This window comes from Streptomyces sp. NPDC045022 (genome assembly GCF_056432605.1).
The window spans coordinates 135,605-148,880 of the sequence record NZ_JBWKIR010000009.1 but is presented as its reverse complement, the minus strand read 5'-3'; the positions used below and the strand labels follow the sequence as shown (position 1 = coordinate 148,880).

At 68.4% G+C, this 13,276-nt stretch carries 15 protein-coding genes; 11 read left to right on the top strand and 4 right to left on the bottom strand.

What is annotated here, in order from left to right:
* The first annotated feature begins 138 nt into the window (after nucleotides 1-138).
* From AC07C1_RS18380 to AC07C1_RS18350, 7 genes are all read left to right on the top strand, one after another.
* Nucleotides 139-378, top strand: a complete 240-nt coding sequence (locus AC07C1_RS18380; RefSeq protein WP_478940150.1) for a chaplin — start codon at nucleotides 139-141, stop codon at nucleotides 376-378.
* A gap of 193 nt (nucleotides 379-571) precedes the next feature.
* Nucleotides 572-841 (top strand): hypothetical protein, encoded by a 270-nt coding sequence (locus AC07C1_RS18375; protein WP_478940149.1) that lies wholly within the window; start codon nucleotides 572-574, stop codon nucleotides 839-841.
* 266 nt (nucleotides 842-1,107) lie between these two features.
* On the top strand, nucleotides 1,108-1,611 hold the full coding sequence (locus AC07C1_RS18370) for a tyrosinase family oxidase copper chaperone (RefSeq protein WP_478940147.1): 504 nt from the start codon (nucleotides 1,108-1,110) through the stop codon (nucleotides 1,609-1,611).
* Nucleotides 1,595-2,461 carry a tyrosinase family protein gene (locus AC07C1_RS18365; RefSeq protein ID WP_478940146.1) on the top strand — a complete coding sequence of 289 codons (867 nt, stop codon included), beginning with the start codon at nucleotides 1,595-1,597 and terminating at the stop codon, nucleotides 2,459-2,461. Before AC07C1_RS18370 ends, AC07C1_RS18365 begins: the two co-directional genes overlap by 17 nt.
* 318 nt (nucleotides 2,462-2,779) lie before the next feature.
* Nucleotides 2,780-3,013: a hypothetical protein gene (locus tag AC07C1_RS18360; protein ID WP_478940144.1), complete on the top strand. Its 234-nt coding sequence runs from the start codon at nucleotides 2,780-2,782 to the stop codon at nucleotides 3,011-3,013.
* Between the two features lie 277 nt (nucleotides 3,014-3,290).
* Nucleotides 3,291-3,554 carry a hypothetical protein gene (locus AC07C1_RS18355; protein ID WP_478940142.1) on the top strand — a complete coding sequence of 88 codons (264 nt, stop codon included), beginning with the start codon at nucleotides 3,291-3,293 and terminating at the stop codon, nucleotides 3,552-3,554.
* 635 nt (nucleotides 3,555-4,189) lie between these two features.
* A complete protein-coding gene (locus tag AC07C1_RS18350) occupies nucleotides 4,190-5,653 on the top strand; it encodes a hypothetical protein (RefSeq protein ID WP_478940141.1) in 1,464 nt (487 codons plus the stop codon).
* A 560-nt stretch (nucleotides 5,654-6,213) separates the two neighbouring features.
* Here the strand turns inward: AC07C1_RS18350 and AC07C1_RS18345 are convergent.
* Together AC07C1_RS18345 and AC07C1_RS18340 are read right to left on the bottom strand one after the other, a co-directional pair.
* Complete coding sequence (locus AC07C1_RS18345) at nucleotides 6,214-6,465, bottom strand: chaplin (RefSeq protein WP_478940140.1); 252 nt, start codon at nucleotides 6,463-6,465, stop codon at nucleotides 6,214-6,216.
* A gap of 644 nt (nucleotides 6,466-7,109) precedes the next feature.
* On the bottom strand, nucleotides 7,110-7,616 hold the full coding sequence (locus tag AC07C1_RS18340) for an SRPBCC family protein (protein WP_478940138.1): 507 nt from the start codon (nucleotides 7,614-7,616) through the stop codon (nucleotides 7,110-7,112).
* 210 nt (nucleotides 7,617-7,826) lie between these two features.
* Here AC07C1_RS18340 and AC07C1_RS18335 point away from each other — a divergent pair, with 210 nt between their 5' ends.
* Nucleotides 7,827-8,078 (top strand): hypothetical protein, encoded by a 252-nt coding sequence (locus AC07C1_RS18335; protein ID WP_478940137.1) that lies wholly within the window; start codon nucleotides 7,827-7,829, stop codon nucleotides 8,076-8,078.
* A gap of 107 nt (nucleotides 8,079-8,185) precedes the next feature.
* Nucleotides 8,186-8,680 (top strand): hypothetical protein, encoded by a 495-nt coding sequence (locus tag AC07C1_RS18330; RefSeq protein WP_478940135.1) that lies wholly within the window; start codon nucleotides 8,186-8,188, stop codon nucleotides 8,678-8,680.
* Between the two features lie 294 nt (nucleotides 8,681-8,974).
* Here the strand turns inward: AC07C1_RS18330 and AC07C1_RS18325 are convergent, their stop codons facing one another.
* On the bottom strand, nucleotides 8,975-10,150 hold the full coding sequence (locus tag AC07C1_RS18325) for a PP2C family protein-serine/threonine phosphatase (RefSeq protein WP_478940421.1): 1,176 nt from the start codon (nucleotides 10,148-10,150) through the stop codon (nucleotides 8,975-8,977).
* A gap of 319 nt (nucleotides 10,151-10,469) precedes the next feature.
* On the opposite strand from AC07C1_RS18325, the gene AC07C1_RS18320 reads away from it, so the two are divergent.
* On the top strand, nucleotides 10,470-11,507 hold the full coding sequence (locus AC07C1_RS18320; protein ID WP_478940134.1) for an ATP-dependent DNA ligase: 1,038 nt from the start codon (nucleotides 10,470-10,472) through the stop codon (nucleotides 11,505-11,507).
* Nucleotides 11,508-12,141: 634 nt separating this feature from the next.
* Here AC07C1_RS18320 and AC07C1_RS18315 read toward each other — a convergent pair.
* Nucleotides 12,142-12,894: a GntR family transcriptional regulator gene (locus AC07C1_RS18315; protein ID WP_478940133.1), complete on the bottom strand. Its 753-nt coding sequence runs from the start codon at nucleotides 12,892-12,894 to the stop codon at nucleotides 12,142-12,144.
* A gap of 79 nt (nucleotides 12,895-12,973) precedes the next feature.
* Here AC07C1_RS18315 and AC07C1_RS18310 point away from each other — a divergent pair, with 79 nt between their 5' ends.
* The gene (locus AC07C1_RS18310; protein ID WP_478940131.1) at nucleotides 12,974-13,252 is read left to right on the top strand and encodes a hypothetical protein; all 279 of its coding nucleotides are present in this window, start codon (nucleotides 12,974-12,976) and stop codon (nucleotides 13,250-13,252) included.
* The last annotated feature ends 24 nt before the right edge of the window (nucleotides 13,253-13,276 follow it).

The window sequence follows — 13,276 nt, the reverse complement described above, 5'->3', positions numbered from 1 at the left end:
TGTGTCGGAAGCGTGGAGGCGGTCTTCCGTCCCGAGACCACCCCGTTGGCGTAACAACCCGGCGCAGTGCCGCGCGTTGACACCGGAGCCGGGCAGCTGGCCCGGGCATCCTGCGTCGATTCCAAGGAGCGCTTCCCCATGTCCCGTATCGCAAAGGGTCTGATCCTCACCTCCGTCGCTGCCGCGGCCGCCGCCGCCGCTGCCGGCACCGCTTCCGCCGGCAGCGGCGCGAGCGGAACCGCCGCCCAGTCCCCGGGCCTTGCGTCGGGCAACGTCGTCGAGGTCCCGGTCCACACTCCGGTCAACGTCTGCGGCGACACCATCAACGGCGCCGGCCTGATGAACTCGGCGACCGGGAACTCCTGCCTCAACGGCTGACGTCCGCGATCGTCCTGCGGCCCGCCGGCTCCGGCGCTCTCCGGTCGTACAGCTTCCCGAGACCCGGTCCTCAGAGATCTCATATGAGGACTCACCATCTTCCGGGCCTCGGGTTACCGCCCCGGTCAGCGCTCGTTAGGCACGGCGACAGACTCTTCCGCCGGCAACCCGCGTTGCCGAAGAAAGGAACACGATGAAGTCCCTGAAGGTTGCCGCCGTCCTTGCCGGGTCCTTGATCGCCACCGGTGTGGCCGCGCCCGCGTTCGCCGCAGGCGCCACCGACTCGGTGCCCACCGGCCTCAGTGGCGCCATCGACACCACGGCCCCCCTCGACGTGACGCGTCTGCAGCACGTGCGGGACGTGCTCGGCATCGAGGGCAAGGACTCGCTGGTTCACACGGCGAAGGAGGCCGCGAACGCGGTGAAGGGCACCAAGCCGGTGCACGGCGAACTGGCGCTGTAGAGCTGGGACCACGCCGTACGGAGGCGGCCCTCGGTGGGTTCGAGGGCCGTTTCTCCGTGTGCACGGCCAGTGACACCGCCCTCCCGGCCCGGGCCTGCGGACCCCCCTGGCACACGTCGCCCTCGGTGACGGCTTCGACCGCGTCGACGGCATGCCAACCTCGACGTCCGGCCGCCGGTGATCACTTTTCCTGGCCGCGTGCGGTGACCGCGCGGGGCATTCGGCAGTTACGGCTCCGGACAACCGGACAGGACGAGGAGTAAGCCATGGTCGTCAGCGTCGGTGGAGAACCGGCGGGTGCCGAGGACGGAGCACCGGGCCCGGTGCGGTCGGGACCGGCGGGCCGGACACGGCGGAATGCGGCGCGCCGTCTGCTCGCCTGCGCGCTCACCGCCGTCCTGGCCCCCATGACCGAGGCGTGCCTCTCGTCGCGCCCAGGATCCGGACCCGAGGACAAGCCGGGCGGCACCGCCTTCGACCAGAGCCATCGCGGCCGCCGCATCCGAGGTGTGTGGACCCCCGCCCGCGGCAAGGCCGTGGAGGGTCAGTGGCACGTCACCGTGGACGGCCGCCCTCTGCAACTGATGCGCCGCGCCGACGGCACCTGGCTGAGCATGGTCGACCACTACCGGTCGTACCGGACACCTATCGAGGCCGCCCGCGCCGCCGTCGAGGAACTCGGCCCGGGGCGGCGGCTGCGCGACCTCGCTCGGGACGCGGACGGCGCGGGACACCCGCACACGGGGGGCCGGCATGGCGTACGTGCGTAAGGACGTCGGCACGCTCACGAGGGACGAGATGCGCCGGTTCGTCAACGCGCTGCTGGAGGTCAAGCGGCAAGGCCAGTACGACGAGTTCGTGCGAACGCACATCCAGTATTTCGCCTCTGACGGCGAGCAGGGACTGCGCACCGCGCACATGGCGCCCTCCTTCCTGCCCTGGCATCGCCGGTTCCTGCTCGATCTGGAGGAGGCGCTGCGCCGTGTGGACTCCTCGGTGACCGTTCCGTACTGGGACTGGACGCGTGATCGCACGACCACATCCCTCCCCTGGACGGAGGACCTCCTCGGCGGGGACGGGCGCCGCTCCGACCGCCAGGTGATGACCGGCCCGTTCGCCCATGGGGAGGGCCACTGGACCATCAAGGTGGGCGTGACCGACGAGGTGTTCCTCACCCGGGACCTCGGCCACTCGCGCGATCCGATCGACCTGCCCACGAAGAGCGACCTGGAGAGGGCGCTGGAGGATCCCGCCTACGACGTCGCGCCCTGGGACTCGACGGTCACGCGAGGTTTCCGCAACAAACTGGAGGGCTGGGGCACCGGGCGGGGTGGCACCTCCTGGCACAACCACAACCGGGTGCACCGCTGGGTCGGCGGGGTGATGCTCGGCGCCGCCTCCGTCAACGATCCCGTCTTCTGGCTGCACCACGCCTTCATCGACCTGCAGTGGTACCGCTGGCAGCGCCGGCACGGCGGGGCCCGCTATCTTCCCGAGACGCCGCCGGGCCCCGATGAGGAGCAGCACGACCGGATCGTGGCACGGCACCAGAAGCTGCCGCCGTGGGACGTGACTCCGGATGAACTGGAGGACGTCGGCCACATCTATGGGTACGGGTGAGCTGACGCGTGTGCATGGGGCGGGGGGCGTTCACCGTGTGGCGCCGCTTCCTGGCCGCCAGCCCATTTGGGGGGGTCCTCGAATTGCGTGCCGACGGCCACCGAGCGTGCGACAGAGCGGTCACGGATGGGCACCGCGAATTGAGCTGAGAAATGAGGCGCGCCTCTCCCCTTGCTCCATCTGTGGCAACTCTTGGCCATACGGGTGAAGGCGCGGATCTTCTTGCTGGAGAGGTCGTTGGTCTGGGTGTTAAATCCTGCTCACGGGGATTCCGCAACGGCGGGACTCCATCGCAGAAAACCGAAGGGAAGAAATTCCGTGTCGAAGATCAGCTTTGAAGAGCTTGACGGCCTGACGGGCGAGATGCTGCCGGAGCGCGCGGTGCTGTCCGCCTTCTACGGTGGCGGCGGCGACAACGGCGGCAGCAACATCGTCAGCAACCCGGTCTGCACGAGCCAGCAGCTCCAGCCGGCCGGTCTCCTCACCACCCTGCTCGGGACCCAGAACCAGCAGCGTGACTGCAGCGCCTCCGTGGCCAGCACCACCTTCTAGTAGCGACGGCAGCGGCCGGGGCACCCTGCCCCGGCCGCTGCTTTCGTGTCGGCCCCATACCGCGTTCAGCGCGGAGCAGTCACGGATCGGCACTCTGCATTGATCCGGCAAAAGATGCATGTCTTTCCTCTTGCTCCATCTGTGGCAACTTTTGGCTGCACGGGTGAAGGCGTGGATCTTCTTGCTGGAGAGGTCGTTGGTCTGGGTGTTAAATCCTGCTCACGGGGATTCCGCAACGGCGGGACTCCATCGCAGAAAACCGAAGGGAAGAAATTCCGTGTCGAAGATCAGCTTTGAAGAGCTTGACGGCCTGACGGGCGAGATGCTGCCGGAGCGCGCGGTGCTGTCCGCCTTCTACGGCGGTGGCGGCGACAACGGCGGCTACGGCGACGGCGGCCACGGTGGCGGCGGTAGCAACATCGTCAGCAACCCGGTCTGCACGAGCCAGCAGCTCCAGCCGTCCGGCATCCTCGGCGACCTCCTGGGGACCCAGAACCAGCAGCGTGACTGCAGCGCCTCCGTGGCCAGCACCACCTTCTAGTAGTGGCGGCAGCGGCCGGGGCACCCTGTCCCCGGCCGCTGTCCTCATGTCGGACCACGCTCATGAAGGCGTGTGCTTTCGGCGCCCGAAGCGGCGCCGGGCGTCTCGCCGGGTGCCACGGCCCCGCGGCAACAGCACACACCACATCCAACTCCCCGCAGACCGTGACGTACGCGGTAACGGTGGCGGAGCCACGGTCACCCATGCCCGCCGGGCCGGTGTGTCGCATGTCGACGGCACGCAGGGGTTGCTCGGCGCTGGGCCTCGGCTCCGAAACCAGCGGCACGATGAGCGCGTCGGCTGCGTTCATCGCCACCTAGGCGCACGGGTCCCCCGCACCGGCCGCGGTCACCGTGACGAAGGTACCGGTGCACCGGAAAGGCCCTGCAGCCGGGACTGTGGCCGGCGGCTCGAGAACGCGTCCATCGCCGGGCGGAGGAGCACAAACGGGGCCGGCCGCCGCGAGGCCCCGGCGGGAGAACTATTCCCCTTGGGAGATCGCCATCAGTACGCAAGCACCCACGCCGGTTCAGTCGGAGCCGCCTGCCCCCGTCGGGGCAGCGCCCAGGCTCACCGAGGGAACCGAGCTGGTAGGCGAGTTCGCCGGTTCCGGATACCGCCAGCCACCCCACCTGGTGCACCGCTTCGACGGGCAGGTCATCCAACTGCCCGACGTGCTCTACAAGACCGCCAGGAGTCTGGAGCGACACCAGGCCGAGGAGACCAGATCGGGCGACGGCCGTCAGCTCCTCGACCGTGTGGCGCAGGAACTGACCCGGACCACGGGTCGTACGTTCGCCGCCGACCATGTGGCCTTCGTGCTCGACAACAAGCTCGCACCGCTGGGGATCACCACGCGAAGCGACGGCACCCTCGCCGACTTCGCCAAGACGCAGCACTCGTTCCTCGGTCTCCGCCACCGCACCGCAGTGGTATCCGAAAACGGCGCCTGGATCATCGCGGGGATCTTTTCCTGGCTGTTCCAGCCCCTCCTCGTGCTCTTGGCCGTATCGACGTTCCTGGCGACCGAGATCTACCTCTTCGCCACTCAGGACGCCGGCCTCGCCATGATCGCGGTGATGTCCGACCCCGGCGGCACTCTCACCATGATCGGACTGGCTCTGGCGTCCGCCGCCTTCCACGAGATCGGCCACGCCTCGGCTTGCCGTTACGGGAAGGTACGCCCCGGGGCCATGGGGTGCGGGCTCTACCTGGTGTGGCCGGCCTTCTACACGGATGTCACCAACTCCTATCGACTTGACCGCGTCGGAAGACTGCGCACCGACCTGGGCGGCGTCTACTTCAACAGCCTGTTCATCCTCGGTCTGATCGCGCTGCACCTCCACAGTCCGTCCCCGGTACTGCTGGCGGCGATCCTGCTCGTCAACCTCGAGATGTTCCAGCAGCTTGTGCCGACCCTGCGATTCGACGGCTACTACATCATCTCGGACCTGGTCGGCATCCCGGACCTGTTCAAGTACATCGGCCCCATCCTGCGCCGCACTCTCCTGCGACGCCCACCGGAGGAGCGGCTCCAGGCCCTCAAGCGGTGGCCCCAGGTCGTCGTCACGATCTGGGTCCTCACGGTACTGCCCGCCATCGGAACGCAACTCGGCATCATCGTCTTCCGCCTGCCCCAGATGGCGACCACTGCGTGGGCCGCTTCCGTCACGCTCGTCAGCAGGGCCACCACCAGCGCCACACCCGTGCTGAGCACAGCGGCGGCCTGCGTGCAGATCCTCTTCCTCGTGCTGCCGCTGCTCGGTGCCCTGCTCATGCTGTGGAACCTGGGGAATTCGGCGGTCCAGTTCCTTCGCCGACGCTTCGGCAGACACACACCCCGCCCTGAGGGCCACCGGCACGGAACCCTGTCACTGCTGCTGTGGGGGGCCGTGGGCGCCGCTGCCGCCCTCGGCCTTGCCTACCTGCTGTGGATGCTGATCCGCCCGGTGGTGTCCAAGGACCACGCGGCTCCCAGCCGTGCCGTCCGGTCACACCCGACGGTCGCTCCAGAAACGCCATCGGCAGCGCGACCCCCAGCAGATCCCGCGCTGCCCACCGGCTCCACCGGCGTCGGCCATGGTCGCGTCATGCTGTGAAACACGATGGGCTGCCATGCGGTACGGACGGCCACTGAGTCGGTCGGGGGAATCTCGCGGGCGTGGGGACCGCGGTGGGCCCGGGTGCGGAAAAACCCCGCAGCCTGGAACTGGTCAGGATCGGCGGGGACATGCCGGATGGACCCCGGGACGCCGAAAGCCGGAGTGATCCCCGGGAGAACACCTCGAGCGCCACCGCGTCATCCCGAGGCTCGAGGAACCCGGGGCCGCCGTGCGCACACCGCTGTTGTGGGGCGCAGGGAAGTCAGGGCGGGCGGTCCTGGGCCTCGGCAACTCCGGGGGGCGGTGTGCGGGGCCCCGTCGGGAGGCATGGCCCCCAAGGGGCGCGGCACCATGAGGGGCGGGTGATGGCACGGCACGAAGCGACGTCTGTCCTGGAAGGTGACGCCGGATCAGGTGGAGGACGTCGGGATCGGCGGTATTCGAGAGGCGTACACATACGGCTGAGCCCCGCGGTCGGACTCCGCCAGGGCTCAGCCGTGTGCTTGCTGCGTGTTGGGCGCAGGCTTTGATCAGAGGCCGTAGTGGCCCTCGTCCTCCTACTGGCCGTCGGCGTTGCCGCAGGCGTTGCCGCTGGCAGGGTTCATCATGCCGAAGAGCGCGCTCACGGTGTTCCCGCAGAGGTTCGCCGGCACGTGGACGGGGGCCTGGATGTCGTTCCCCGACACAACCCCGGGCGAGCTGATGGCCCCGCCGTTGGCATCCGCGCCGGCCGAGGCCAGACCGGCCCCGCTGAGGACCAGGGCGGACGTGCCCAGACCGAGGGTCGCCAGCTTCGCGATGCGAGACATCACGGTTCTCCTTTGAGTCGATTACCACAGCCGCACGAACACGGCCGCACGCTTTCTTCAACGCTCCCGAGCACCGCAGGTCACGGTTTCGTCCAGGAATCTCCCTTTCATGGGAAGTAGGGCTTTGATCAGATGAGATGTCCAGGAAGGGAACGTTCCCGTCTACCGCGGCGGCGGCGACCACCTGCCGCAGTCGGACGGGGGGGGCGAACGTCGGCCCACCAGTGAGCCGCGTCGGCGTGGACGGGGGCACCGCCGGTCGTCGAGGACGAGGTCTTCCTGGTCAGCCGCATGCGGAAGCACTTTCACCGCACCGGGGAGGTTCGGGCGGCCGCCGACCCGGAGCCTGGCCCGCGGCGGACGCGTCATCACCGCGGCCGCACTCGTCATGACGGCTGTGTTCGGCGGCTTCGTCCGACGTGTCGGAGCGCACCATGAGGCCGGCGTGCGGGCCTCCCGTCGGGAAGCGCGGGGATGGCTGTGGTGATCAGGGGGCCGCACGCCATCGCTTTCCAGGGCGAAGCGGGCCGGCTGCTCACGGGTTCCGTCTGTCGCAGGGTCTGGCGCATCTCCTTTCGTGCTTGGCGTCTCGTCGACCGGCCTTCGACACGCATTCGGCAGGCGGCAGGCGGCAGGCGGCAGAGTCAGGGGCCGCCGGGCGTCCAGGCCCGGGACGTCGGTGCGGCAAGCTCGGCCAGGTGGTGCAGCGAGTTGGTGAGATGCTCAGGGCCGAACGGCGGGAACTGGATGCCCCGCTCCCGGATGAACCGCGGCACCGCCGACCAGTCGTAGGTGAGCGTGACCTCGGTCTCGGACGGACCGAGCGGCGCAAGGCCGTAACGCCAGATCCAGCCGCCGAACTCCAGTTGACCGTCGCCCTTCTCCTGCCCCGTCAGCCAGCCGATGGCGCGGGGCGGGTCGAGCACCTGGACCTTGTTGACCACCTGGTAGTCACCGTTTGGATGGTTGGGGTGATACATGTCCATCCGGAAAATCTGCCCCACCTCGGTCAGTGGCGCCCGGTCGACAGGTTCCTGAACCCAGCCGGTGCCGTCGATCGCAGCATGGGTCGTCGGGTCCGCGAGCACCGCGAACACCCTCGCGGCGGGCACGGCGACAGCCAGGGTGGCGCTCACGTTCTCCTGGTCCATGGTGTGCACACTCCTTGTCATCTCGTCTCGGGCCTCCCGCAGGCGCGGAAGGGGTTCCCAACATGCAGACGACGCGGCGAGGCGGAACTCATCGGTCGTGTGGGCGGAACCCGTACCCGTGCCACCGGGGCTGTCCGGCTGTCACCGGGTTTTCGCGGGTGGCCGTGGCCCGGCCCGGCGGCGCTCCCCTTCACCTCTGGGGGTCGGCGCATGACCGAGCGAACCAGCCCCCAGCGCGTCCCCTCTCTCCCGGAGTCGGTCATGGCGTTACTGAGCGCGGTCCATGACGCGCTGGACCTCCCGCTTCCGGGGCTGACCGACGCGGATGAACGCGCCTGCGCCACGCTCTTGGCCCGCCGGGCGATGAATGCACGGGTCATCCTCGCCGGCATCCTGCACGCCAGAAGACCGGGGCCGACGGGCCGGCCGCTCCTTCACTCCTGCTTCGCGGCATGTGAGTGAAAGCTGTGCGCGCCTTGGCGTGGATGACGTTGTCCGGGCATACATTCATATGTTTTCCCGACAAACAGGGCTTCCGCCCGTTTCCGTCAGAGAATGGAGCGCATGGAGTGAAACAGAAGTGCAGGGTTGCCGCGTCGCTGACCGCCGCAGTCGTCATGACGTTCGTCGGAGCCGGAGCAGCACAAGCTGCGAAGCAGCCCGGGGCAGCAAACGGCATGACCGCCCGCGCAGGCATCGCATACGCCGGCGGGTGCGACCACGACCACGACCACGACTGCCCGAAGCCCACGCCGGTGCCAACGGGGTGCTTCGACATCGACTCGGCAGTTCAGGATCCGGACAAGTACCTCTCGGTGGTGTGTAACGGGCGGGTGTACGTCCTGACGGTCAGAGAGGCGCCGCCCTCGGCCCCTCAGCCTGTGGGCGACTGGCAGTTCGTGGGCGGCCCGACCAACGTTGTCGACGCCACACTGGCGACGCGCGCCAACCAGGTCTACGTCAGCGTGCTGACCGCCACCGGTACGGTATTCCAGGGCGTTTGCACCGCGACAGAGCCGCTCACGGTACCGTGCACCTTCACGCAGATGCCCACGCCTCCGTGATGAGACACAGGCGCACCCCAGCTGGACTGCCGAGCTGACCGCAGGTTCCGTGTGACATGACGAACCTGCCCCCGGCGGCTGGAGGAGCCGAGCCGACAACCCGTGTCGTACCCCCTCCGTGCCCGATCCTCCGGGGAACCACGGCGACTGACGGGGACGCAAACGCACGACCCCTGCCCGCTTGGCCAGGGGTCGCCCGCAGCGGCCGGGGAAGGGCGGCAGGTCGGGCTTCCAGGAAGAGGCGCGACGCGTGCCACTCAGCGGCAGCCCGGCACTGTCCAGAGAGCACTGTGGTCACGGCTGCTGCTTTGTGCGGCCGGCTGAGGCTTGTTGGGTGTCCGCGCCGGAGCTGACGTGTCGTTGGGTCTCCTGGGGACCGTGCCAGTCCAGGCACATCACGGTGGCATCGTCTTCGAGCCGGCCGCCGGCAGCGTCACGGACTGCGGACGTCAGCATCAACGCGGTCTCCCGCGGGTGCAGGCCCCGGGTGCGCTCCAGCAGGGCGCGCAGGTCGACCCTCTCCCCGTGCCGTTCGACCATGCCGTCGGTGAACATGAGCAGACGGTCACCATGGCGCAGATCGAGGTCCTGAACGCGGTAGGGGAGGGTCGCGAACTCGGACAGCCCGAAGGGATGGTCCACCTCGCAGGTAATCACCTCCACAGCGCCCTCACGCATCCGCAGCGGCCAGGGGTGTCCCGCGTTGACGAGCTGGGCCCGCCCGGTGCGGAGATTGATGCGCAGCAGCTGCCCCGTGGCGTGCCCTTGGCCGTGCTCGACCAGGGCCTGGTCGGCGCGGTGGGCCTGTTCGGCCAGGCCGGCTCCGGCTCGGCGGGCGCCGCGCAGGGCACTCACCAATACTGTGGCGGCCAAGGCGGCGTCGATGTCGTGGCCCATGGGATCGGTCACCGACACGTGCAGCGCGTCCCGGTCCAGGGTGTAGTCGAAGGTGTCGCCGCTGAGGTCTTCGGACGGCTCCAGGCTCCCGCACAGTGTGAACTGCGCGGCCTCGCACGACAATGACAGGGGGAGCAGCTGGTACTGGATCTCTGCCGCCAGGGTGGGCGGCCTGGAGCGTTTCCCCCAGGTGTAGAAGTCGGTGAAACGCCCGTTGGCGATCACGATGTAGGCCAGGACATGGGCGGCTTCCCCGACCTCATCTAGGACGTCCTCGCCAGGTGCGGCAGGCAGGAGCAGCTCCAGCAACCCGATCGCATCCCCCCGGTTGGTGACCGGCACGATCAGCCGCTGCCCCTGACCGGTCGCCTCCTGATACAGCCGCTGTGTACGGATCACCTCCTCGTAGACGCTGCCGAACAAGGGGATCCGCTCCACCTCCCGCCCGTCCTCCGCTGGGGCGGTCGACAGCCGCGCCACCGCCTTCCCCGTCAGGTCCACGATGAGGAAAGAGACCTTCGTAGCCTCGAAACGCCGCCGCAGGTCCTCCGCGATCACGTCCACCGCATCCACCGGCGCGGCCGTCTCCGCTGCCGTCAGCAACCGGGGAAGTCCACTCTGCCCACCATTCACGACCGCAGTTCCTTCCACCCGCCCCGCCTACCAGCAAGAGAATCACCACGGCGAGCGTCAACCCATGAAAGTAAGAATAAGTACAGATCATGGCGTTATGTGTTCACGGAAGTGAGTTTGTTTCGCGGCGTCCACTCGCTGACGCGGCCGTCGCGAATGCTCCAGTCGCGAACTCGACGAAGGGGTGGCCGCCTCTGCCCCGCTGTTGGGCAGCAAAGCCGAGACGATCACAGGTGCCCCAGTCCATATCAAGGGGTCTATGGCTCATGAGACATGGCAAAGTCTGGAGAAGGACGGCTACCGCGCCCTGCTTTTCACCCCGAGCTCCGCTCGCGGCTCGACGATTCTCCAGTCCCGTCGGGGCGCCTTCATCCAGGGGCGCTTTCCCGACCTTGGCCAGGCCGCCGGGAGTCTGCCCGGTGGCCTTCTCCTCGATGGCGAACTGGTCGTGTGGGATGGTGAGCAGCTGTCCTTCGAGGCGCTGCAGTGCCGTGCCGCTTCCAGTGGCCGGACAGCCGCACGGCTTGCCGAGGAACTGCCTGCGCACTTCATCGCCTTTGATGTCCTGCAAGCCGACGGTCAGGAGTTGCTACGTGAGCCGTACGCACGTCGACGCGAGAAGCTGGAGGGCCTGTTCAGCGAGCATGGGCTGATTACGCCGTGGACGTTGTGCCCCGAGACAAGCGACGTCCGGACTGCACAGGAGTGGCTAACCTCCTGGACGCAGGTGCCAGGCCTTGAGGGGCTGGTGATCCGCGGGCGGGACCAGCGATACCTCCCGGGCGTTCGGGGTTGGTACAAGATCCGCCGCAGGAACACGACCGAGGGCATCGTCGGGGCGATCACCGGTACCCTGCCCCGCCCGCAAAGCCTCTTGATGGGCCGCTACGACCAGGACGGAGCCTTGCATCTGGTCGCCCGTGGCACCCAGCTGTGCCCTGAGTCGGCCCGGCGTGTCGCCGGCAGGCTCACCGCTGCCAGGCCTGGGCACCCGTGGGAGGGCGTGCGATTCACCACGTCGTGGGCGTCTCGGACACCGCTCGACGTCGTCCTCGTCGAGCCCGCACTGGTCGCGGAGATCGACGTGGACACTGCCCAGGAAGGGGGGCCTGGCGGCATCCGGTGCGGTTCATCCGTCTCCGTGAGCACATGGCGCCACAGGACGTTGCTGCCTTCGGCGAGGACGCTGTGCCGGCCGCCGGGTGACCGCACGGTCGGAGCTGCCCTGTGCATCTCGAGGCAGCTTCGGGACGTCGAGAGCGATCCTGGCTCGCGGTTGCCTCTCCGCCCTGCCTGAACGGCCTGAAGGTGCCCGGAGAACTTCTCCGCGTATTCACCGCGGCCACCCGCAGAAAACCGGTGACAGCCGGACAGCGCCGGACCCTCCCCGCGACCACCAGGAGCGATCCGGCGCTCTTCTGCGTAGACCTGCACCCACCCTGACCAGCAAAAAGCCCTCCCGATGGGAGGGCTGAGGCTGGGCGCCCCCGGCAGGACTCGAACCTGCGGCCAAGCGCTTAGAAGGCGCTTAGCGGGTTGCGTATCGCACCCTTGCTGACCTGCTCCTCTTCCCGTGCTCGGCGTCATATGGACCAGCCTTCGACACGCATTCGACTGGCGGCGGCCAAGTATCCGGTAGAGACCGGATCGAGGCATCAAGATCACAAAAGGCCTCGTATACGAGGCTGACTTCCCCCCTCGTGGCGCGCACTGTAGCTGTAGCGAGGCTGGGCGTCGGTACCACAGTTGGTACTGCCTTACCGGACTGTCCTGGACCACGCTGGGACTCATATCGATCGGCAGGGCCGAACGCGTGGACGCGACCACTCGGGCACTGACTCCGGCCCTCGTGCGCGAAATCGTGACGGAGCCACAGGGGTACGGGAGGTGTGATGGATAGTCACTGGGAGCGCAACGGCCCAGAACCGTCATCAATTGATCGGAATCTCGTAGACGATCTCGCAGTGAGCAGCGGGCACCACGATGTCCGCCGTCTCCACGGGCCGTCCCTCGTCGCTGTAGTACGTCCGCCGAATGTGCGTGACGAGCGCGGCCTTCGGGATGCCCAGGAGTGACGCCTCCTCGGCGGTCGCCTGCCTCGGCTCAGGCTGCTCCACGGCGTGGCTGACGGTGACACCGATAGCGGCCATGCGGTTCACGACCCCTGCCCCGGCGTGCGGCCCCCCTTCCGGGAGGACAACGAGAGTGCCGGCGGTGAGGTCGTACGGCTCCCAACTCGTCGACAGCTGCACGGGCCTGCCGTTGGCCAGGAACTCGTACGTCGTCCGAACACACAGGTCACCCTCGGCAATGCCGAGCCGCGCTGCGATGTCCGCCGGAGCCGGCACCTTGGCCTCAGTCCGGCTCTCCCAGTCCCCTTGCCTGCCTACAGCCTTCATGTCCGCCCGGAACGGAGACCCGTCGGGCCGCTCACGCGCGGACGAACGGACCACCCGCACCCGTTGTCGGGGCTCGGCGACGTACGTGCCCGAACCGGCGCGGCCCTCCAGCACACCCTGGGAAATCAGCAGCTCCTGAGCCCGGCGGACCACGTTCTCGCCGACCCCGTACTCCTGGCCGATCTGGGCGCGGGACGGCAGACGGTCCCCGGGCTCCCATACGTGCTCCGCGATCCGGCGCCGGAGTTCGTCGGCGATGCGGAGATAGGGCGGCTGCTCAGGCATATGGAAAATCTAGTCCACTAGCTCTAATCTAGTCCACTAGCTTCACTGAAAGTGATCGCCGGCTGACGGAGGCTGCCCTGTGCCCGCTTCGGGATCTCGCGTGGCGGCCATCGCCGCCCGGCTGTCCGCCGTCGGGCTCCCCGCGCGCGTGGAGGAGCACGACCGCTACACGTCGGTTGAAGCGGAGATACCGGAAGCGCCCTCCGCTGACTTATGGCGGGAGGCCCTGGAAGTGGTGGCCGAGGCCGATCGGTTCGGACTCCTCGCCACCAGCCTGAACGGCCGCACCCTCTGGGCGGTCGTACACAAAGCGGTCCCCGCGACGGGCGATGTCGGGGGACCGAGCCATCAGCGATAGGAGCTGAGCAGCGTGCTCCACCGT